Source organism: Kutzneria chonburiensis (assembly GCF_028622115.1).
GTDB lineage: Bacteria > Actinomycetota > Actinomycetes > Mycobacteriales > Pseudonocardiaceae > Kutzneria > Kutzneria chonburiensis.
The window spans coordinates 5,288,921-5,308,488 of sequence record NZ_CP097263.1; the positions used below are offsets into that span (position 1 = coordinate 5,288,921).

General features: G+C 71.1%; 20 protein-coding genes and 1 pseudogene. 12 read left to right on the forward strand and 9 right to left on the reverse strand.

Annotated elements, in window-relative coordinates; genetic code table 11:
• Nucleotides 1-87 precede the first annotated feature (87 nt).
• From M3Q35_RS23835 to M3Q35_RS23850, 4 genes are all read left to right on the forward strand, one after another.
• Nucleotides 88-804 carry a response regulator gene (locus M3Q35_RS23835; protein WP_035969312.1) on the forward strand — a complete coding sequence of 239 codons (717 nt, stop codon included), beginning with the start codon at nt 88-90 and terminating at the stop codon, nt 802-804.
• A 90-nt stretch (nt 805-894) separates the two neighbouring features.
• Nucleotides 895-2,139: a ribonuclease D gene (locus M3Q35_RS23840; protein ID WP_273934500.1), complete on the forward strand. Its 1,245-nt coding sequence runs from the start codon at nt 895-897 to the stop codon at nt 2,137-2,139.
• A gap of 140 nt (nt 2,140-2,279) precedes the next feature.
• Nucleotides 2,280-3,470: a thiolase family protein gene (locus M3Q35_RS23845; protein WP_273944433.1), complete on the forward strand. Its 1,191-nt coding sequence runs from the start codon at nt 2,280-2,282 to the stop codon at nt 3,468-3,470.
• Complete coding sequence (locus M3Q35_RS23850; protein WP_273934501.1) at nt 3,467-5,572, forward strand: 3-hydroxyacyl-CoA dehydrogenase NAD-binding domain-containing protein; 2,106 nt, start codon at nt 3,467-3,469, stop codon at nt 5,570-5,572. Before M3Q35_RS23845 ends, M3Q35_RS23850 begins: the two co-directional genes overlap by 4 nt.
• A gap of 46 nt (nt 5,573-5,618) precedes the next feature.
• Here the strand turns inward: M3Q35_RS23850 and M3Q35_RS23855 are convergent, their stop codons facing one another.
• The 3 genes from M3Q35_RS23855 to M3Q35_RS23865 all read right to left on the reverse strand — a co-directional run bounded on the left by M3Q35_RS23855 (nt 5,619) and on the right by M3Q35_RS23865 (nt 6,779).
• Nucleotides 5,619-5,894: a type II toxin-antitoxin system RelE family toxin gene (locus M3Q35_RS23855; protein WP_273934503.1), complete on the reverse strand. Its 276-nt coding sequence runs from the start codon at nt 5,892-5,894 to the stop codon at nt 5,619-5,621.
• The gene (locus tag M3Q35_RS23860) at nt 5,891-6,184 is read right to left on the reverse strand and encodes a type II toxin-antitoxin system Phd/YefM family antitoxin (protein WP_273934505.1); all 294 of its coding nucleotides are present in this window, start codon (nt 6,182-6,184) and stop codon (nt 5,891-5,893) included. The genes M3Q35_RS23855 and M3Q35_RS23860 overlap by 4 nt, the downstream gene beginning before the upstream one ends.
• 79 nt (nt 6,185-6,263) lie before the next feature.
• Nucleotides 6,264-6,779, reverse strand: coding sequence for a DUF6790 family protein (locus tag M3Q35_RS23865; protein WP_273934508.1), 516 nt, complete (start codon nt 6,777-6,779; stop codon nt 6,264-6,266).
• 57 nt (nt 6,780-6,836) lie between these two features.
• Here M3Q35_RS23865 and M3Q35_RS23870 point away from each other — a divergent pair, with 57 nt between their 5' ends.
• Genes M3Q35_RS23870 through M3Q35_RS23880 form a run of 3 tightly spaced genes read left to right on the forward strand, consistent with a single transcriptional unit; the run spans nt 6,837 to nt 8,837 of the window.
• Nucleotides 6,837-7,256, forward strand: coding sequence for a MarR family winged helix-turn-helix transcriptional regulator (locus tag M3Q35_RS23870; protein WP_273934510.1), 420 nt, complete (start codon nt 6,837-6,839; stop codon nt 7,254-7,256).
• A 37-nt stretch (nt 7,257-7,293) separates the two neighbouring features.
• A complete protein-coding gene (locus tag M3Q35_RS23875) occupies nt 7,294-8,016 on the forward strand; it encodes a DUF72 domain-containing protein (protein ID WP_273934514.1) in 723 nt (240 codons plus the stop codon).
• A 26-nt stretch (nt 8,017-8,042) separates the two neighbouring features.
• On the forward strand, nt 8,043-8,837 hold the full coding sequence (locus M3Q35_RS23880) for a DUF72 domain-containing protein (protein ID WP_273944435.1): 795 nt from the start codon (nt 8,043-8,045) through the stop codon (nt 8,835-8,837).
• Nucleotides 8,838-8,884: 47 nt separating this feature from the next.
• Here the strand turns inward: M3Q35_RS23880 and M3Q35_RS23885 are convergent, their stop codons facing one another.
• Nucleotides 8,885-9,574 (reverse strand): hypothetical protein, encoded by a 690-nt coding sequence (locus tag M3Q35_RS23885; protein WP_273934516.1) that lies wholly within the window; start codon nt 9,572-9,574, stop codon nt 8,885-8,887.
• Nucleotides 9,575-9,743: 169 nt separating this feature from the next.
• Here M3Q35_RS23885 and M3Q35_RS23890 point away from each other — a divergent pair, with 169 nt between their 5' ends.
• The 5 genes from M3Q35_RS23890 (at nt 9,744) to M3Q35_RS23910 (ending at nt 13,059) form a co-directional block, all read left to right on the forward strand.
• On the forward strand, nt 9,744-10,103 hold the full coding sequence (locus M3Q35_RS23890) for a peptidase inhibitor family I36 protein (protein WP_273934518.1): 360 nt from the start codon (nt 9,744-9,746) through the stop codon (nt 10,101-10,103).
• A 19-nt stretch (nt 10,104-10,122) separates the two neighbouring features.
• The gene (locus tag M3Q35_RS23895; protein WP_273934520.1) at nt 10,123-11,064 is read left to right on the forward strand and encodes an NAD(P)/FAD-dependent oxidoreductase; all 942 of its coding nucleotides are present in this window, start codon (nt 10,123-10,125) and stop codon (nt 11,062-11,064) included.
• A gap of 79 nt (nt 11,065-11,143) precedes the next feature.
• Entirely contained in the window at nt 11,144-12,217 is a 1,074-nt protein-coding gene (locus M3Q35_RS23900; RefSeq protein WP_273934522.1) for a helix-turn-helix domain-containing protein, read from the forward strand.
• 82 nt (nt 12,218-12,299) lie between these two features.
• Nucleotides 12,300-12,692 carry a type III secretion system chaperone family protein gene (locus M3Q35_RS23905; protein WP_273934525.1) on the forward strand — a complete coding sequence of 131 codons (393 nt, stop codon included), beginning with the start codon at nt 12,300-12,302 and terminating at the stop codon, nt 12,690-12,692.
• A 4-nt stretch (nt 12,693-12,696) separates the two neighbouring features.
• The gene (locus tag M3Q35_RS23910) at nt 12,697-13,059 is read left to right on the forward strand and encodes a hypothetical protein (protein ID WP_273934527.1); all 363 of its coding nucleotides are present in this window, start codon (nt 12,697-12,699) and stop codon (nt 13,057-13,059) included.
• Between the two features lie 4 nt (nt 13,060-13,063).
• Here the strand turns inward: M3Q35_RS23910 and M3Q35_RS23915 are convergent, their stop codons facing one another.
• The 5 genes and pseudogenes from M3Q35_RS23915 to M3Q35_RS23935 form a co-directional block, all read right to left on the reverse strand.
• On the reverse strand, nt 13,064-13,897 hold the full coding sequence (locus tag M3Q35_RS23915) for an aldo/keto reductase (protein WP_273934529.1): 834 nt from the start codon (nt 13,895-13,897) through the stop codon (nt 13,064-13,066).
• A 192-nt stretch (nt 13,898-14,089) separates the two neighbouring features.
• Nucleotides 14,090-15,231, reverse strand: a pseudogene (locus M3Q35_RS23920) (HAMP domain-containing sensor histidine kinase).
• A gap of 1 nt (nt 15,232) precedes the next feature.
• Nucleotides 15,233-15,952, reverse strand: a complete 720-nt coding sequence (locus M3Q35_RS23925; protein WP_273934530.1) for a response regulator transcription factor — start codon at nt 15,950-15,952, stop codon at nt 15,233-15,235.
• A gap of 149 nt (nt 15,953-16,101) precedes the next feature.
• Complete coding sequence (dxs, locus tag M3Q35_RS23930; protein WP_273934532.1) at nt 16,102-18,036, reverse strand: 1-deoxy-D-xylulose-5-phosphate synthase; 1,935 nt, start codon at nt 18,034-18,036, stop codon at nt 16,102-16,104.
• 310 nt (nt 18,037-18,346) lie between these two features.
• Nucleotides 18,347-18,904: a TIGR03086 family metal-binding protein gene (locus M3Q35_RS23935; RefSeq protein WP_273934534.1), complete on the reverse strand. Its 558-nt coding sequence runs from the start codon at nt 18,902-18,904 to the stop codon at nt 18,347-18,349.
• Nucleotides 18,905-19,568: the final 664 nt, after the last annotated feature.

Genomic DNA, 19,568 nt, shown 5'->3' on the forward strand with positions numbered 1-19,568 from the left:
CACTTTCGGTCGATCAGTGGCGCGGCTGATTGGACGAAAGTCCCGGTGCCGGTCGGGGGGCACGACCGACTCCAGGGAGGTAGTGACGTGGCTGCCGTCGGCTTAGGTCAGGCCGTTCGTACCACGCCAGCCGGCTCGTTGCCGGCGAACATGGTCCCGCACCCGCGGGAAGAGCTGTTTTCAGTGTTGGTGGTTGACGACCACCCACTGTTGAGGGAGGCGATAGCGGCTCGGCTTACCCAGATGGGTGCCGGCACAGTGCATGAGGCCGCATCGGTGGCCGAGGCGAGGGCGCGTGCCCTGGCCACGGGGCCGTGCGACCTGGCGATCCTTGATCTCGGGCTGCCCGACGGAAGCGGCATCGACCTGGTCACGGAACTCCGTGCTCAGGGCTGGCCGCGCATCGTGGTGCTCGCGTCCTCCGACGACCCCTATGCGGTCCGCTCGGCCTTCCAGGCAGGCGCTCAGGCCTACCTGCTGAAGTCCGCGTCGCCGATGGTGGTCACCGACGGAGTGCGCCGAGTTCTCGACGGTGGCGTCTACGCGGACCCGAGCGTGGCCCCGGTCCTCGCTGCGGGAACCCGGGTCCCTGGCACCGACAACACGCCGCGGGAACTGTCCGCACGTGAGGTCGAGGTGCTCCAGCTGGTCGCCGATGGCCAGTCCAACAAGGAGATCGGCGAAGCTCTGAACCTGTCCGCGCTCACGGTGAAGTCTCACCTGTCGCGGATCGGCCGGAAGCTGGGCACCGGGGATCGCGCTCAGATGGTTGCGTTGGCCATGCGGGCCGGCGTGATCCGCTGAGCAAGGAAAACGGATGGATCGGCGACGCGAGGACCGAGCAGAACGTGATCCACGCCCGCGCGGGGCGTGGAGGACGTAGGGTCTTCCGCCGTGGATGCACCCTGCTCTGAACCGAAGGACCCGACCGGAGAAACCCCGGTGCTGCTGACCGAACCCGCTGAGGGGGTTCCGCCAGTGGTGTCCGATCCGGCAACGCTGCGGCGCGCGGCCGCAACGCTGGCGGGCGGGACGGGTCCGGTGGCGGTGGACACCGAAAGGGCATCGGGCTACCGCTATTCGCAGCGCGCCTACCTGGTGCAGCTGCGACGAGAGCAGGCAGGCACCGTGCTGGTCGATCCGGTCGCCCTAGGCGGCCGGATCGACCCGCTGGTGGACGCCCTTGCCGACACCGAGTGGGTGTTGCACGCGGCGTCCCAGGACCTGCCGTGCCTGGCCGAGCTCAACCTGCGGCCGGCGGTCCTGTTCGACACCGAGCTGGCCGGTCGGCTGGCCGGCTTCGACCGGGTCGCCCTGGGCTCGATGGTGGAACGCCTGCTCGGCTACCACCTGGAGAAGGGCCATGGCGCCGCCGACTGGTCGCGCCGCCCGCTGCCGCAGGACTGGCTGACGTATGCGGCCCTGGACGTGGAGCTGCTGGTTCCGCTGCGCAACGTGCTCGAGGACGAGCTGCGTGAGCAGGGCAAACTCGACTGGGCGTTGCAGGAGTTCGAGGCGGTGCGCACCGCGCCGCCGGCCAAGCCGCGGGCCGAGCCGTGGCGGCGCACGTCCGGCATCCACCGGCTGCGCAATCCCCGCCAGCTGGCCGCCGTGCGGGCGCTGTGGGAGGCCCGGGACGGGCTGGCCCGCCAGCGTGACATCGCCCCCGGCCGGGTGCTGCCGGACAGCGCCATCATCGACGCCGCCGTGACCGATCCGGCGACGGAGGCCGACCTGCTGGCCCTGCCGGTGTTCCGCGGCCGTTCGCAGCGCCGGACCGTGAAGGTGTGGGCCGACGCCCTGGTCAAGGCCCGTGGCCTCAACCGCAAGGAGCTGCCCGAGGTCTCCCCCGCGCACGACGGCCCGCCGCCGCCCAACCGCTGGGCCGACCGCGACCCGGACGCCGCGGCCCGGCTGGCCGCCGCGCGGGCGGCGCTGACCGGCATCGCCGAGAGCCTGAAGCTGCCGGTGGAGAACCTGCTGCTGCCCGACCTGGTCCGGCGGACCTGCTGGGAGCCGCCGGCCGACCTGGACCCGGCCACGGTGGCCGAGGTGCTGCGCGCCGGGCACGCCCGGCCGTGGCAGGTCGAGCTCACCGCGGAGCCGCTGAGCAACGCGCTCAAGGCTGCGGCAGCATGAGTTCAGCCACCCTGCTGGTTACCGGCCAGTAACTCGGACTAGAGTCCCGGTTACCGGCCGGTACGGACGGCCGACCCGAACTCAAAGCTGAGGAGGAGCACGCCGTGGCCGCACCAGTAGCGCCGATGACGGACCGGGCCGTGCGCAACGTGGTCTTCGTCGACGGCGTGCGCACGCCGTTCGGCAAGGCGGGCCCCAAGGGGATCTACGCCGAGACCCGGGCGGACGACCTCGTCGTCAAGGTGATCCGCGAGCTGCTTCGCCGCCATCCCGAGCTGCCGCCGGAGCGGGTGGACGAGGTCGCCATCGCGGCCACCACCCAGATCGGCGACCAGGGCCTGACCATCGGGCGCACCGCCGCCCTGCTGGCCGGCCTGCCCAAGTCGGTGCCGGGTTACGCCATCGACCGCATGTGCGCCGGCGCGATGACCGCCGTCACCACCGCGGCCGGCGGCATCGCCTTCGGCGCGTACGACGTGGTGATCGCCGGCGGCGTCGAGCACATGGGCCGGCACCCGATGGGCGAGGGCGTCGACCCGAACCCGCGGTTCCTGGCCGACCGCCTGGTCGACACCTCCGCGCTGGTCATGGGCCAGACCGCGGAGAACCTGCACGACCGCTTCCCGCACATCACCAAGGAGCGGGCCGACACGTTCGCCGCCGCCTCCCAGGCCAAGTACGACGCCGCGGTGAAGGCCGGCAAGATCGGCCCCGAGTTCGTCTCGGTCGCGACCCGCTCGGCCGACAAGGGCTGGGGCCTGGCCACCGCCGACGAGCCGCCGCGTCCCGGCACCACTGTCGAGGACCTGGCCGGACTGAAGACGCCGTTCCGTCCGCACGGCCGGGTGACCGCCGGCAACGCCGCCGGTCTCAACGACGGCGCCACCGGCTGCCTGCTGGCCGACGAGGCCACCGCGCAGGAGCTGGGCCTGCCGGTCGCCATGCGGCTGGTCGGCTACGCCTTCGCCGGCGTCGAGCCCGAGGTGATGGGCGTCGGCCCGGTGCCGGCGACCGAGAAGGCGCTGGCCCGTACCGGTCTGAGCATCTCCGACATCGGCCTGTTCGAGGTCAACGAGGCGTTCGCCGTGCAGGTGCTGGCCTTCCTCGACCACTTCGGCATCGCCGACGACGACCCGCGGGTCAACCAGTGGGGCGGCGCCATCGCGACCGGCCACCCGCTGGCGTCCTCGGGTGTGCGGCTGATGACGCAGCTGGCCCACCAGTTCGCCGAGCGGCCCGACGTCCGCTACGGCATCACCACCATGTGCATCGGTATCGGCATGGGCGGCACCGTGATCTGGGAGAACCCGCACTTCGAGGGGGACAAGTGATCACCGCAGAGCAGGCCGCGCAGGCCTTTCCCGACGAGGTCGTCACCAAGGCCGTCACGCGGCTGATCCCCGTGCCCGGGCTTTCCAAGCCGGTCGCCCTGATCACGATCGACAACGGCTTCGACCACACCCGGCCGTCGACCTTCGGGCCGCAGAGCCTGGTGTCGCTGAACGCCGCGCTGGACGAGGCGCTGGCCGCCGAGCCGGCCGCGATCGCCGTGACCGGCAAGCCGTTCGTGTTCGCGGTCGGCGCCGACCTGTCCGGCGTGGAGCAGCTGTCCTCGCCGGAGCTGGCCCGCCAGATCGCGCAGACCGGGCACGACGTGTTCCGCCGGTTCACCGAGTCGTCGATCCCGACCTTCGCCTTCGTCAACGGCGCGGTCATGGGCGGCGGCCTGGAGCTGGCGCTGTCCTGCCACTACCGGACCCTGGTGTCCAACGCCGCCGCGATCGCGTTCCCCGAGGTGTTCCTCGGCCTGTTCCCGGGTTGGGGTGGCACGCAGCTGCTGCCCAACCTGATCGGGGCCGACGCCGCGGTGACCGTGATCATCGAGAACGCGTTGAACCAGAACAAGATGCTCAAGCCGGCGCAGGCCGCCGAGCTCGGCATCGTCGACGTGGTCTTCGACTCGGCCGACTACCTGGAGCAGTCGTTCGGCTGGCTGGCCGACGTCGTCAACGGCAAGGTTTCCGTCTCCCGCAAGGAGATCGACCGCGGCGACGCGTGGGACACCGCGCTGGCCCGCGGCCGGGCCTTCGTCGAGGCCAAGACCCACGGCGCTTCTCCGGGCGCGACCAAGGCGCTCGAGCTGCTGGAGCTGGCTCGCGGCAACGACCTCGACGCCGGCTACGCGGCCGAGACCGACGGTCTGGCCTCGCTGCTGATGACCGACGAGCTGCGCACCGGGCTGTACTCGTTCAACCTGGTGCAGAAGCGGGCCCGCAAGCCCGCGGGCGCGCCGGACAAGTCGCTGGCCCGGCCGGTGACCAAGGTCGGCGTGGTCGGCGCCGGCCTGATGGCCAGCCAGCTGGCCCTGCTGTTCGCTCGGCAGCTGAAGGTGCCGGTCGTGCTGACCGACATCGACCAGGCCCGCGTGGACAAGGGCGTCGGCTACGTGCACGGCGAGATCGACAAGCTGGCGGCCAAGAAGCGCCTGTCCCCCGACGCCGCGAATCGGTTGAAGGCCCTCGTCACCGGGTCCTTGGACAAGGCCGCCTTCTCCGACGCCGACTTCGTCATCGAGGCCGTTTTCGAGGAGCTGTCGGTCAAGCAGCAGGTGTTCGCCGAGGTCGAGGAGCACGTGTCGGCCGAGTGCGTGCTGGCCACCAACACCTCGTCGCTGTCGATCACCGAGATGGCCGCGAAGCTGGCCCACCCCGAGCGGGTCGTCGGCTTCCACTTCTTCAACCCGGTCGCCGTGCTGCCGCTGCTGGAGATCGTCCGCGGCGAGCAGACCGACGACGCCACGCTGGCCACCGCGTTCGCCGTCGGCAAGCAGCTGAAGAAGTCCAGCGTGCTGGTCAAGGACGCGCCCGCGTTCGTCGTCAACCGGCTGCTCACCCGCTTCCTGGGCGAGGTCATCCGGGCCGTCGACGAGGGCACGCCCTTCGAGGTCGCCGACAAGGCCCTCGACCCGCTCGGCCTGCCCATGAGCCCGTTGATCCTGCTCCAGCTCGTCGGCCCCGCCGTCGCGCTGCACGTGGCCGAGACCATGCACCAGGCGTTCCCCGACCGGTTCGGCGTCAGCGAGAACATGAAGCGCTTCGTCGCCGCCGGCAAGACCGCCGTCTACACCTGGGACGCCACCGGCAAGCCCCAGGTCGACCCCGAGGTCGCCGCCCTGTGGCAGCCCGGCTCGTCGCCGCTGACCGCCCAGGAGTTGCGGGACCGGGCCGAGGAGGCCCTGGCCCAGGAGATCCGGATCATGCTCGACGAGGGCGTGGTGGCCGAGGCCCAGGACATCGACCTGTGCCTGATCCTGGGCGCCGGGTGGCCGTTCTGGCTGGGCGGCATCACGCCGTACCTCGACCGGGCCGGCGTCTCCGAGCGCGTCACCGGGAAGCGTTTCCTGGCGCAGGGTGTGGCCTCGGTTCCGGCCTGATCCCTGGCTCACGAAAGCCGGTCGTCCGCGCGGGCGACCGGCTTTCTCAGTAAGCCCGATAGGCGTCGCGTCGGTGGCTGATCCTGGTGACGTAGACCTGGTGCTTGTCCTCGTGGATGCGGTAGAGCACGCGATAGTCACCGCGGCGTGCGGACCACTGGTCGTCCATGGGCGGATCCAGCTGCTTGCCGATTCGGTGCGGGTTGGTCGCCAGCGGACCGGTGACCAGCTCGTACACCGCCATCGCGACGTGAACGGGAACTTGCTCTGCCATCGCCCGCCGCGCCTGCGGTGACCAGGCGATGTCGTACGACTCGCTCAAGCGACGCTGTCCGTTCCATCCGTACGCGCACGCAGGATCGCCGCGATCTCCGAACTGTCGTACACCTCGCCGCGGGCGTATGCGTCATCGGATTCCTTGATGTCCCGCAACGCCTCGGGGTCGGCCAGCACGTCGAGCGTCTCGTTGATGCTCTCCCACTCGCCCACCGAGACGAGAATCGCGGCGGGCTTGCCGTTTCGGGTGATGGTGATCCGGTCGCGCTGGGTCTCCACCTGCACGACCAGCTCGGCCAGCCGGGCCTTCACCTCTGTGATCGGCATGGTCTCCATGGTCCGAATTATAGTCGCTATTCGGTGCCACTACCACCTGAAAGCCGGTCGTCCGCGCGGGCGACCGGCTTTGCCGTGTTCAGACCAGGTGGGCGGTCGGGGCGGGGGCCAGCCGCCGGGCCCGGACGGCCAGGGCGATCATCACGGCCGGGATGAGGATGTCGGTGACCAGCACGCCGCCGGTGTTGCCGGGGGCGTGGTCGCCGTTGGCGAACCACTGGTAGACGTGGCCGACCACGGCGCCCCAGAGGAACATGCCGGCGCCGAGGCCGATGGTGAGGCGCTCACGGGTGCCCGCCGACGCGGCGCGGAAGCCCATGATCGCCAGGCCGAGGTTGGCGAAGGCGATCTCGAACAGGAACGGTGTGCGCGGGAAGCCGATGGCCTCGGCCATGACGTCCGGGAAGACCAGGAACGCGACGGTCATCCACAGCGACCCGATGCCCATGGCGCCGATGCCCCACCAGCGCTGCCAGATCTCCAGCTTGGCCGCGGGCGTGTCGGCCCGCCGGGCCTTCAGATACGCCCCGACGGCCGGGACCAGGATCCAGATGACGGGGAAGGCCGACTGAAGCAGATACGAGGTGGTGTCCATGACGTCAGTCTTACCTAGTTAATATTAACCAGTCAACACTCCTGTATGCTGGCTCACGTGGACGACGGACTCGCAGACCTGCTGCACCGGGTGGTGCTGCTGCTGGGCGACGCCGCCCGGCAGCGCACCGACGACCGGGACGGCCTGACCTACAGCCAGATCCGGCTGCTGGGCACGCTGGAGGACATCCAGCCGGCGACACAGCACCAGCTCGCCCAGGCGCTGTCGATCTCCGACCCGGCGGTCAGCCGGGCCCTGCGGCCGCTGGAGGCCGACGGCCTCGTGCAGGTGACGATCGACCCGGCACACGCCCGGCGGCGGCTGGTCCGGCTGACCGACACCGGCCAGAAGGCCTTTCACACGGCCGGAAAACCCCTCTACGACGAGCTGAAGACCGGGCTGCTCGCGGCGGGCTTCCCGTACCAGCGCTACCTCGACGACACGAAGCGGCTGGCTGAGCTGCTCGAAGGCGCCTGACACTGCGCGCGGCGGGGAATCGCCCCACCATGGAGTGATGATCAGGATCGGCACCTCGGGCTGGAAGTATCCGGAGTGGCGCGGGGACTTCTACCCGACCGGCCTGGTGCAGCGCCGGGAGCTGGAGTTCCTGGCCGGGCACGTGGACACCATCGAGATCAACGGGACGTTCTACTCGCTGCGGACGCCGGCGAACTTCCGGTCGTGGGCGGGGCAGGTGCCGGCGGAGTTCGTGTTCGCGGTGAAGGGGATCCGCGAGGTCACGCACGTCCGGCGGTTACGCGGCGTGGACGAGGCGCTGCGGGGGTTCTTCGCCTCGGGGGTGCTGGAACTGGGGGCACGGCTGGGGCCGGTGCTGTGGCAGCTGCCGGACCGGGTGACGTTCGACGCGGCGGTGGTGGCGGAGTTCCTGGCGCAGCTGGATCCGGTGGCCAGGCACGCGATCGAGGTACGGCACGAGAGCTTCCGGACCAACAAGTTCTACGACCTGGCCCGGGAGCACAACGTGGCGGTCGTGTACTCGGACGGGGCCGGGAAATGGCCGGTGTTCGACGTGACGACGGCGGACTTCAGCTACATCCGGCTGCACGGCGGCAAGGAGCTGTACATCAGCGGGTACGGTGACCAGGAGCTGAAAAGCTGGGCCGACCGGATCGCGGACATGGCCGGTGACGTGTTCGTCTACTTCGACAACACGATGCGCGGGCGAGCCCCTCGGGACGCGGTGCGGCTGGCCGATCTGGTGCGGGAACGGGCCTGACGGCGCAGGATGGGCCGGTGATCCGGATCGGGACGTCGGGCTGGGTGTACCCGCCGTGGCGCGGCACCTTCTACCCGAAGGGCGTCACGCAGAAGCGCGAGCTGGCGTACCTGGCCGGGCGGCTGAACTCGGTGGAGATCAACGGCACCTTCTACGGGCGGCAGAAGCCGGCCAGCTTCCTGTCCTGGGCCGCGCAGACGCCGGACGACTTCGTGTTCGCGGCCAAGGGGCCGCGGTTCATCACGCACATGAAGCGGCTCAAGGACGCCGAGATCCCGGTGGCCAACTTCCTGGCCTCGGGAGTGTTGCGGCTGGAGGAGAAACTCGGCCCGCTGCTGTGGCAGCTGCCGGGCACGCTCCAGTTCGACGCCACCGTGCTGGCTGAGTTCTTGGCTCTGCTGCCGCAAACCACGGCCGCGGCGGCAAAGCTCGGGGCCCGGCACGACGACCGTATCGAGGACGACACGGGCCTCCAGATCGACGTCGACCGGCCCATGCGGCACGCTCTGGAGCCCCGGCACGTGAGCTTCCAGGACGAGCAGTGCCTACGCCTGCTGCGTGAGCACAACGTGGCCCTGGTCGTGGCCGACACGGCGAAGAAGTGGCCGTACTTCGAGGAGTTGACCGCCGACTTCGCCTACGCCCGCCTGCACGGCGACGAGGAGCTGTACGTAAGCGGCTACACCGACGAGGCGCTGGACCGCTGGGCCAAGAAGGTCCGCAAGTGGCACAAGCGCGGGGACGCGTACGTCTACTTCGACAACGACGCCAAGGTACGGGCGCCGGTCGACGCCATGGGCCTGTCCAAGCGACTCCACTGAGGGCTCGTACGGGCCCTCAGCGCCGCTTCTGACGGCCGAAAGGGGCCTCAGCCGTTGACCGCCACACGGCACACCGGGCGCGTCGTCGGCCGGGCCTCGTAGCGGCCGGTGCCGACCAGGCCGGCGTGGCCGTCGATCTCGGCCACGATCTCGTCGGTGATCTCGACCTCGACCATCCGGCTGGCCGGCCGGGTGACGGAGGTGCCGGCGTACAGGGCGGTGACGACCATGCCCTCGATGGTCGGCTTGAGCACCAGCTCCTCGGCCGGCCGGGCCGGGGCGGTGCCGTCGGTCCAGGTGACCGGGCCGAGCAGCCGGAGCTGGCGGACGACCACGTCCTGGCCGCCGGTCTCGTTGCTGACGAACACCGCGGGCTGCCGGGTGCGCACCAGGCGCCCGTGCTCGCTGCCCTCGCCGAGCACGACGGCCGGCACGTTCCAGTACGCGGCCAGGCGCTCGGCCGCCGGGGCCAGCGCGCGACTGGTCGCGACGACGAGGTCGGCCGCCGGCACGGCGGCGAGCTCGCCGAGACCGGGCACCGGCGTCACGTCGATGATGTGCCCGCCGTGCTCGCGGACGGCGTCGTTGATCGCGTCGCGGGTGGCCCGGCTGGTCTTGTCGAATCCACGCAGCACGGCCACCGCCTCGAAGTCCGTCATTCGCCGGATCGCCTCCACCAGCGCGCGCTGGTCACGACGGAGCTGCGGGGCGGGACGGGTCAGGAGAGTGGTTGCCACAACACTGTCTTACCCCCTTCCGTAGCGGTCCGAACACGAACCCGGGGTGGGGTAGCTCACCGGTGGGTGAACCTCATCCACGGACAGGTGAACGGGAATAGTTCCGCGTACACGGACCGCTGCCGCGACAAGGCTCCTAGCTGCGAAAACAACTGGGGAAGGAGTCGTCATGGTGGTGCGCACGGCACTCGTATCGGCAGCCATGGTGATCATCACAGCAACGCCTGCTCAGGCAGGTCCCGAGGCCGTTTCGACCTGTGACGCTGGCTCGTTCTGCGCCTGGGGCGCGGAGAACTACACCGGCAAGGTCGCCCGGCTGTCGCTGGAGACGGTCTCCGGCACCAGCATCTGCGTTCCCCTGCCCGAGAAGCTGGTGGCCAGATCGCTGGCCAACCTGATGACCAAGGACGTGTCGGTCTACGAAAGCGCGAGCTGCTCGACCGAGGCCGAGTTCACCACGTACCCGAAGGGCGGGACCTACGTGCCGCGTGCGCCATTCGTGGTACGGGCGATCGAGGTGTGGGAGTGACGCCCCTACTGTTGGGCCCGTGAGCGTTGTGGTCGTCGGCGCCGGCATCGCCGGCCTGGCCTGTGCCCGGGTCCTGGTCGATGCCGGTATCGACGTCCGCGTGCTGGAACGCACGCCCGTGGTCGGCGGTCGCCTGGCGACACGCCGCTACGACGGCCGCCCGGCCGACATCGGGGCCGCCTACTTCACGGTGAGCGACCCGTCGTTCGACGCCGTCGTGCAGGGTTGGCGGCGGGCCGGGTTGGCCCGGGAGTGGACCGACACCCTGGTCGCCTTCCAGGACGGCCGGCGTGAGCCGCGGCCCGGCCCCATGCGCTGGGCCGCCCCGCAGGGTCTGCGGAGCCTGGCCGAATCCTTGGCCGACGGGCTGACCGTCAAGCTCCAGCACGCCGTGGCGTCGGTGGAGCCCGGGCCGTTGGTCGACGGCGTGCCCGTGGACGCCGCCGTGCTGGCCGCGCCCGGTCCGCAGGCGCTGGCCGTGCTGGATCCGTGCCTACGGGCCGCACGGGCCGCCGCCGACGGGCAGGACTGGCAGCCCGCTTTCGCCGTCACCCTGCGCTATCCGGCCCGCACGTGGCCCGACTTCCGGGGCGCTTTCGTCAACGGGCACGACGTGCTCACGTCCATTTGCGACGACGGCCACCGGCGCGGCGACCGCGCCCCCGTGCTCGTCGCCCACACCACCGCCGCCTACACCGCCTCCCGCCTCGGCGCGCACGACCAGGTGATCGCCGAGGTCGAGGACGCCGTCGAGGCCGTCCTCGGGCTGACCGCGCGACCCGTCACCGGCTACGCCCACCAGTGGCTGCACGCCAGCCCCGGCAGCCCGTCGACCGAGCCGTACCACCTGGACGACGACAACATCGGGCTCTGCGGCGACGCCTGGGGGCCGCCGCGCGTGCAGACCGCGTGGCTGTCCGGCACCGGCCTGGGCCGGGCGCTGGTGAGCCGTCTCGGTTGACCATTTCGGGCGACCCCGTCACTCCACTCGGGGACGTCTGTTGCGTCGACCGGGTGAGCACCCGGAAGAATGATCTCCAATGTTCACCCCGGCCCGTCTCAAGCTCGCCCGCCAGCGGCGTCAGCTGACCGCCGCGGCCCTCGCGCGAGCGCTGGACGTGGGCCCGCGGTCGGTGTCGGACTTCGAGCACGGCCGGCGGACGCCGACCGGGGCCGAGCTGGCCGAGCTGGCGCGGGTGCTGGGCTTCCCGGTGGAGTTCTTCGCCGCCGGCGAGCCGGCGGAGCTGGCCGAGGACGTGGTGTCGTTCCGGGCCCGGGCCAAGCTGCCGGCCCGGCGGCGCACCGGCGCGCTGGCCGCCGGCCGGCTGGCGATCGAGTTCAACGCCTTCCTCGAGCGGCGGTTCACGCTGCCCGAGGTGGACGTTCCGGTGGTCGACAGCACGCCGAGCGCGGCCGTTGACGCCGTTCGCGAGCAGTGGCAGCTGGGCAGCAAGCCGGCGCCGAATCTCGTGCATCTGTTGGAGGCACACGGAGTTCGGGTGTTCTCGCTCGGCGTGGACCACACCGATGTTGACGCCTTCTCGTTCTGGCACGACGGAACCCCGTATGTCTTCCTCAACACGGCCAAGTCGGCCGAGCACGGGCGGTTCGACGCCGCGCACGAGCTCGGGCACCTCGTCCTGCACGCCGGCGGCCGGCCGCTGAACGGCGTCGACGTCGAGGCGGAGGCCGATGCCTTCGCCAGCGCCATGCTGATGCCGGACGTGGACGTGCTGACCTACGTGCCGGACGACCCGACCAAGGACCAGGTGCTGCGGGCCTGTCCGCGCTGGCGGGTGTCGCCGCTGGCGCTGACCCGGCGGCTGCGCGAGCTCCGGCAGGTCGGCGACGACGTCTACCGGGCGCTGGGCGCCGACCTCGCGAAACTCGACAGCGACAGCGACCAGGCCCGGGAGTCCTCGCAGCTGCTGGCCAAGGTGTTCAAGGCGCTGCGTGAGCAGGGCATGAGCCCGCACGAGCTGGCGGCCGAGCTGATGCTGAGCACGCAGGAGCTGAACAACATCGTGTTCGGGCTGGTGGTCACCGCCCTGCCCGGCCGCTCCTCCGCGCTGCGCACGCCCGGCGGCCGGACCGCCCACCTGCGGCTGGTGTGACCACCCGCCAGGGTCTTTCCGCCGCCGCGTCCCACCGCCTATCGTCGAGTGATCTTGTTCAGCCGGCGGAAAAGGGTGAGTCATGGCGACGTGGGGCGACCTGGTGGCCTTCGTGCGCAGCGAGTACCAGGTCGTCGACCTGACGGCCGACGAGGTGAGCATCCACGTCGAGTTCGACGACGAGCGCAGCCAGGTGATCTGGCTCAGCCACGAGGTGCTCGACGGCAAGGAGGACTGGGTGCAGATCGCCTCGCCGTGCGGCTTGGCGGCCAAGGTCGATCTGGCCGCGCTGCTCAAGGAGGTCGGGCACACCACCGTGGTCGGCGGCGTCGCGATCATCGGCGAGCACGTGGTGCTGCGGCACGCGCTGCCGCTGGAGAACCTGGACATCAACGAGTTCGTCGACCCGCTCACGCTGCTCGCCGGCACCGTGGACACGCTGGAGGAGCAGTTCTCCGGCGGGGACTCGTTCTAGCGCCATGAGACACGCGCTGGTCGGCCTCGCCGCGCTGTCACTGCTCGCCGGCTGTTCCGGCGGGCCGGCCACGCCGCCCGCGGCCACCTCGACGTCCACAGTGGACCCGGTGGCGGTGTGCACGAACCAGCTTGTCTACTGGGCCAAGGACATTCTCGGCAACGCCAAGGACACCGGGCTGGACTACCAGGAGATGGGCCTGGACGGCGACCAGTACGAGGCGTTGCAGGCGTTGATCGACGAGGCCCGCAAACACCAGTCCGGCGGCGCGGTGCCGCCGGACTGGTTGCAGGAACAGGCAAAGGCCGCCTGCGTGAAGCTCGCCGCCAAGCCGACGCCGACGTCACGCGGCAACGGCTGGCCGTAACGCCTCAGGCGCCGGCGTTGAACGTGTCGGGGTCCGGGCCGGTGCGGTGGCCCCGCTCAAGGGTGGCGATGGCCGCCAGGTCGTCGCCGTCCAGCTCGAAGTCGAACACCTCGATGTTCTCCTTGATGCGCTTGGGCGTCACCGACTTGGGGATCACGACGTTGCCGAGCTGGAGGTGCCAGCGCAGCACGACCTGGGCCGGCGACTTGCCGTGCTTCTCAGCCGCCTTGGTGATCTCCGGGGCGTCCAGCACCTCGCCCTGGGCCAGGGGGCTCCAGGCCTCGGTGGCGATGCCGTGCTCGGTGTGGAACGCGCGCAGCGTGGCCTGCTGGAGCGCCGGGTGCAGCTCGATCTGGTTGACCGCCGGCAGGGTCAGGCCCTCGTCCAGCAGCCGGCGCAGATGCGTGGGCTGGAAGTTCGACACGCCGATGGCCCGGATCCGGCCGTCGGAGTGCAGCTGCTCGAACGCCTTCCAGGTCTCGACGAAGCGGTCGGCCTTGGGCACCGGCCAGTGGATCAGGTAGAGGTCCAGCTGCTCGAGGCCGAGCTGCGCCATGCTCTTGTCGAAGGCGCGCAGCGTGTTGTCGTAGCCCTGGTCGGCGTTCCACAGCTTGGTCGTGATGAACAGCTCGTCGCGCTCGATGCCGGACGCCTTGATGGCCTCGCCGACGCCGCGCTCGTTGCGGTAGGCCGCCGCCGTGTCGATGCTGCGGTACCCGGCCTCCAGCGCCGCCGTGACGGCCGCGGTCGTCTCCTCGTCGGGCACCTGGAACACGCCGAACCCGAGCTGCGGGATCTCGACGCCGTTGTTCAGCTTGATGGTGGGCACGAAAGGCATGGAGACGCTTCCCTCACACTTTCTCGATTCACGGTCCCTGTGGGCAACAGCGGGGCCGCAGGGTCTTCTTCCACCCTGAGAGCCATGTCTCACCCTCGCAACTCGAACCCCCGCGAGTCCCGCTCAGCGTCAGGCCGAAACGCTGAATCGGTTTCACACATTCGGTGTGACGCTAGGCGGGACTCGCGGGGGTTAGGGGCGGGCTGGCAGGCGGACGGTGACCGCCAGGCCGCCGCCGGGGACGGCGTCGGCGTGCACGGTGCCGTGATGGGCCAGCACGGCGGCCCGGACGATCGACAGGCCAAGGCCGGTGCCCGTACGGGCGGTGCGGTCGACGCCGCCGCGGCGGAAGGGCTCGAACAGCTCGCTGACCAGTTCCGGGGCGATCAGCTGGCCGCTGGACGACACGCGGAGCTGGGTCCACTCCGGATCGCTCTCCGTGGCGACCTCGATCCAGCCGCCGTCGAGGTTGTGCCGGACGGCGTTCTCCAGCAGGTTGCCGGCGACGCGTTCGAGCAGCGCCGGATCGCCGACGGTCGGGGCCGGCGAGGTGGCGAAGCGGGCTTGCACGCCCTCGCAGCCGCCTCCCGGCCGGCTGAGCGCCAGGCCGAGGCGACGACGGCGGCGAGGTCGACGGGCTCGTGCACGGCCAGGCCGATGCCGTCCGTGCGGGCCAGCAGCAGAAGGGCCTCGACGAGCTGTTCCGCCCGCAGCGCGGCGGTGCCGACGACGTCAGCCATCCGGCGCAGCTCCTCCACGTCGGCCTTGTCGTCGGACAGGGTCACGTCGAGCTCGGTGCGGATGACGGCCAGCGGGGTCCGGAGCTCGTGGCTGGCGTTGGCCACGAACCGGCGCTGGGAGTCGAACGCCCCCTGGAGCCGGTCCAGCATGGCGTCGAAGGTGTCGGCCAGCTCGGCCACCTCGTCGTTCGGGCCGTCGAGGGCGATCCGCTCCCCCAGCGACTCGGCCGACAGCCGCCGGGCCGTCGAGGTGACGTCGTGCAGGGGCCGCAGGGCACGGCCGGTGAACGTCCAGGCCAGGATGGCGGCGGCGGTCAGCAGCAGCACGAAGGCGACGATGCCGGCGCCGAGGACCTGGGTGCGGGCGTGCTGCTCGAGCACCGCGCCCAGGCTGGAGGCGTCGACCGCGACCCCCTCGACGAGGATCTTGCTGCCGGTCGGCAGCTGCGGCACCGCCCCGCGCACGACGAGGCCGACCAGCAGCCAGCCCAGCCACAGCAGCAGGGCGCTCACGGCAGCGACGATGACCACGGCGACGGCGGTGATGCGCAGCCTCAGCCCCGGCCCACGCCGCCGGGGCGATGCCGCGGGCACGTCAACTTTCAGCAGGTCGGGCTCCTGTTGCCGAGTCCAGTGCCGGCCCGGTGGCCCGGCCGGCGGCAGGCACACGGTAGCCGGAGCCCACGACCGTCTCGATGATGCCCGGCTCGCCCAGCTTCTTGCGCAACGTCATCACGGTGACCCGGACCGTCGTGGTGAACGGGTCGGCGTTCTCGTCCCAGACCCGTTCCAGCAGCTCCTCGCTGCTCACCACGGTGCCGCCGGCCGCCATCAGGACCTCGAGGACACCGAACTCCTTGCGGGTCAGGTCGACCAGCTGGCCGGATCGCGTCACGGTCCGCTTGGCCGGATCCAGCTCCACGTCCGCCGCCACCAGCACCGGCGGCGTCGCCGGCGTCGCCCGCCGGGCCAGCGCCCGCACCCGGGCCACCAGCTCGGCGAAGGCGAACGGCTTGGCCAGGTAGTCGTCGGCGCCCAGCGACAGGCCCTCCACCCGGTCCTCGATGGCCGAGCTCGCGGTGAGCATGATCACCCGGGTCAGCGCCCCGGATCGCACGATCTCCTGGCACAGCTCGTCGCCCGACATCTTCGGCAGGTCGCGGTCGAGCACGACCACGTCGTACCGGGTGACGGTGACCTTCTCGTGGCCGGACTCGCCGTCGAAGGCGACGTCCACGGCCATACCCTCACGCCGCAGGCCCCGGGCGATCGCCTCGGCCAGCGGCTGTTCATCCTCGACTACCAGGATCCGCACCTGTCCACCGTGCCACAGCCCGGCGGGAAAGGGCGCGGCGGGAGGTCGGGGCGGAGAAAGCCGGCCGGGCGAAACGGGCGGCCGGGAGCCGTGCGGGCGGGAAAGCCGGCCGGGGCTGGTGGCTCCCCGGCCGGCGTCCTCACAGGTACTCAGCCGTGCTTGCGCTCCTCGGCCGGCACGTCGGCCTGCGCGGCGGTCGGCTCGCCCATGCGGCCGGCGACCCACTCGGTGACCCGGCGGGCGACGTCCTGGGCGGTCAGGCCGACCTGGGCCAGGACCTCGGAGCGGGAACCGTGCTCCAGGAACTGCTGCGGCACGGCCAGGTCGCGCATCGGCACGTCGACGCCCGCGTCACGCAGCGCGGCGGCCAGGGCCCAGCCGAAGCCGCCGTGCCGGCCGCTGTCCTCGACCGTGACGACGAGGCGGTGCTCGGCGGCCAGCTCGGCCAGCTCGGCCGGCACCGGCAGCACCCACCGCGGGTCGACGACCGTGACGCCGATGCCCTGGTCGGCCAGCCGCTGAGCGGCCGCGACACCGAGCTCGCCGAAGGCGCCCACGGCGATCAGCAGCACGTCGGAACCGGTCGAATCGGCCGGCTTGCTGAGCACGTCGACGGTGCCCACGCGCTCGAGCGCCGGCACGTGCTCCACCACCGCGCCCTTGGAGAAGCGCAGCGCCGACGGCCCGTCGTCGATGGCCAGCGACTCCCGGAACTCCTCACGCAACGTGACGGCATCCCGCGGCGCGGCGACCCTGATGTTGGGGACGATGCCCAGGATGGACAGGTCCCACATGCCGTTGTGGCTGGGTCCGTCGGAGCCGGTGATGCCGGCCCGGTCCAGCACCAGCGTGACCGGCTGCTTGTGCAGCGCCACGTCCATCAGCAGCTGGTCGAAGGCCCGGTTGAGGAAGGTGGAGTAGATCGCCACAACCGGGTGCAGCCCGGCCATGGCCATGCCGGCGGCCGAGGTCAGCGCATGCTGCTCGGCGATGCCCACGTCGAAGCAGCGGTCCGGGTAGGCCTTGGCGAACTTGTCGAGACCGGTCGGGCCGAGCATGGCCGCGGTGATCGCCACCACGTCCTTGCGTTCGGCCCCGGCCCTGATCAGCTCCTCGGCGAAGATGGACGTCCAGGAGGTCGCCTTGGGGCCGAGCGGCTTGCCGGTGACCGGGTCGATCGCGCCGGTCTGGTGCATCTGGTCGGCCGGGTCGTTCTCGGCCGGGGCGTAGCCGTTGCCCTTGCGGGTCACCGCGTGCACGATGACCGGCCCGTTGAACGCCTTGGCCCGCTTGAGCGCCGCCTCCAGCGCCACCAGGTCGTGGCCGTCGACCGGGCCCAGGTACTTCAGGCCCAGGTCTTCGAACATCGCCTGCGGGGCCAGCGCGTCCTTGATGCCGCGCTTGGCCGCGTGCAGCGCCGCGTAGACCGCCGGGCCCACCACCGGAGTCCGCTGCAACGTGCGCTTGCCGCTCTCCAGCGCCCGTTCGTAGCCCGGCTGAAGGCGCAGCGACGCGAGGTGGTCGGCGAAGCCGCCGATCGTCGGCGAGTAGGAGCGGCCGTTGTCGTTGACCACGATCACCACCGGCCGGGTCTGGTCGGCCGCGATGTTGTTCAGCGCCTCCCAGCACATGCCGCCCGTGAGCGCGCCGTCGCCGACCACCGCCACCACGTGCCGCCGGCTGCCGGCCAGCTGGAACGCCTTGGCCATGCCGTCGGCGTAGGACAGCGCCGTCGAGGCGTGGCTGTTCTCGATGAAGTCGTGCTCGCTCTCCGCGCGGTTCGGGTAGCCCGAGACGCCGCCGGTCTGCTTGAGCAGGTCGAACCCGTCGGCCCGGCCGGTCAGGATCTTGTGCACGTAGCACTGGTGCCCGACGTCGTAGAGCAGCGCGTCGCTGGGCGAGTCGAACACCCGGTGCAGGGCGAGCGTCAGCTCGACGATGCCCAGGTTGGGGCCGAGGTGGCCGCCCGAGCGGGCCACCTTCTCCACCAGGAAGGACCGGATCTCGGTCGCGAGCTGCTCCAGCTCACCCTGCTCCATCCGCTTCACATCGGTGGGTCCGTGCACGGATTCCAGCAGCGTCACCGCTTCACCTCGCCTTTGGCGCCGGGGTCAATTCCTCGCCGTCCACTGCGTCACGTCGCCGCCGCGGCGGCGCATGTCAGTCTACGGAGATCGTGGGATTTCACCTGTCGAGGTGGTGACGGAACGTACCGTCACCGCCCCGGGTCCCTCGCCCGTCCAGCAGAGCCGGCGTCTCCGACGGCCGGTCGAGTCCCCGCTCAATTAGACGCTCGGTGCGCGGCGCAGTTGACGTTCTGCACAGGATCACCACATCGATGAGTCCTTACTCACGGTCGGTCGCCGGCCGGCAAGGGTTGGCCCGCGACGCACATCACTGGCGTCGCCCTAGAAACGCCGCCAGCGCGTCGGCTGCGGTGGCCCCGTCCGGAACCGGTTGCGGATCATCGAACGGCATCGCCGGCGGCCGTGGGCCGTCCCCGAGCCGGGCCCGCCATGCCGCCAGGGCGTTGGCCGCCAGCGTCGGGGCGATGTCCGTCTCCTGACCGGTCGCGGCGGCAATGTCCCAGCTGTGCACGATCAGTTCGTTGATCCGCATCGTCACCAGGAACGAGCCGGGCTGCGGTCCCAGGGGCGTCGGATAGACCTGCTCCAGTACCCCCGGCTCGGACAGCGCCGCCCGCAGATCGTCCAGAGCCGCCTCGAACGTCGCCACCGGACGCGGGCCGAGGTGGTCCGCCTGTCTGTCCGGCGGCGGTCCTCCGCGGATCGCCGACACGGCCATCAGGCCACCGGTCACCATGTGGTTGAGCACGTCTCTCACGGCCCAGCCCGCGCACTTGGACGGCGCGCCGAGCTGGTCGGCGGTAAGGGCCCTCGCCACGCGTCGGGCCTCGTCAGCGGCTACATCGAAGTCATCGAGAACGGCCATGCGTCGATGGTGGCACCGCACCCTGACAGAACCGGAGCGGCGAGGTCGTTGTTGCGTGTCGGTCCGGTCTGGTGCCCGCGCCGCGCGCTCACCGCGTTAGTGATTGCCAATCGCCCACGGATCGACAGCGCCTGGCGGGCAGAAGGTCGGCAAATGCGCGGCGCGGGCACGAGACGTGGCCCCGCACCAACCGACCGGCGCGGCCCTACACGACCTGGTGGTCCGGACTAGCGCCCGCCCCGCGCGCTCACCACCCTGCCCGTCGCCAACCACCCACGAATCAACAGCCCCCAGGCAGGCAGAAGATCGGCAAGCGCGCGGCGCGGGCACCACACGCAGCCCCGCACCAATCGACCGGCGCGGCCCTACACGCCTGGTGGTCCGGACTAGCGCCCGCCCCGCGCGCTCACCACGTTGGTGATTCCCAATCGCCCACGGATCGACAGCGCCTAGCGGGCAGAAAGTCGGCAAGCGCGCGGCGCGGGCACCAGACGCCACCCCGCGCCAACCTCCATCACGACAAGGCCGAGATCAATCTGGTGGCCGAGTCGGATGCCCGCACCGCGCGCGCACCACCCTGGTGATGGCCAACCACCCACGAATCGACAGCTCCCCGACGGCAGAAGATCGGCAAGCACGCGGCGCGGGCGCCCCAACGCGACCA

What these genes read in the sequence shown, in the direction of transcription:
- M3Q35_RS23860 (WP_273934505.1), bottom strand. Translation starts at nt 6,184, where the DNA reads ATGGAGACCATGCCGATCACAGAGGTGAAGGCCCGGCTGGCCGAGCTG.
- M3Q35_RS23865 (WP_273934508.1), bottom strand. Translation starts at nt 6,779, where the DNA reads ATGGACACCACCTCGTATCTGCTTCAGTCGGCCTTCCCCGTCATCTGG.
- M3Q35_RS23875 (WP_273934514.1), top strand. Translation starts at nt 7,294, where the DNA reads ATGATCAGGATCGGCACCTCGGGCTGGAAGTATCCGGAGTGGCGCGGG.
- M3Q35_RS23890 (WP_273934518.1), top strand. Translation starts at nt 9,744, where the DNA reads ATGGTGGTGCGCACGGCACTCGTATCGGCAGCCATGGTGATCATCACA.
- M3Q35_RS23900 (WP_273934522.1), top strand. Translation starts at nt 11,144, where the DNA reads ATGTTCACCCCGGCCCGTCTCAAGCTCGCCCGCCAGCGGCGTCAGCTG.
- M3Q35_RS23905 (WP_273934525.1), top strand. Translation starts at nt 12,300, where the DNA reads ATGGCGACGTGGGGCGACCTGGTGGCCTTCGTGCGCAGCGAGTACCAG.
- M3Q35_RS23910 (WP_273934527.1), top strand. Translation starts at nt 12,697, where the DNA reads ATGAGACACGCGCTGGTCGGCCTCGCCGCGCTGTCACTGCTCGCCGGC.
- M3Q35_RS23915 (WP_273934529.1), bottom strand. Translation starts at nt 13,897, where the DNA reads ATGCCTTTCGTGCCCACCATCAAGCTGAACAACGGCGTCGAGATCCCG.
- M3Q35_RS23935 (WP_273934534.1), bottom strand. Translation starts at nt 18,904, where the DNA reads ATGGCCGTTCTCGATGACTTCGATGTAGCCGCTGACGAGGCCCGACGC.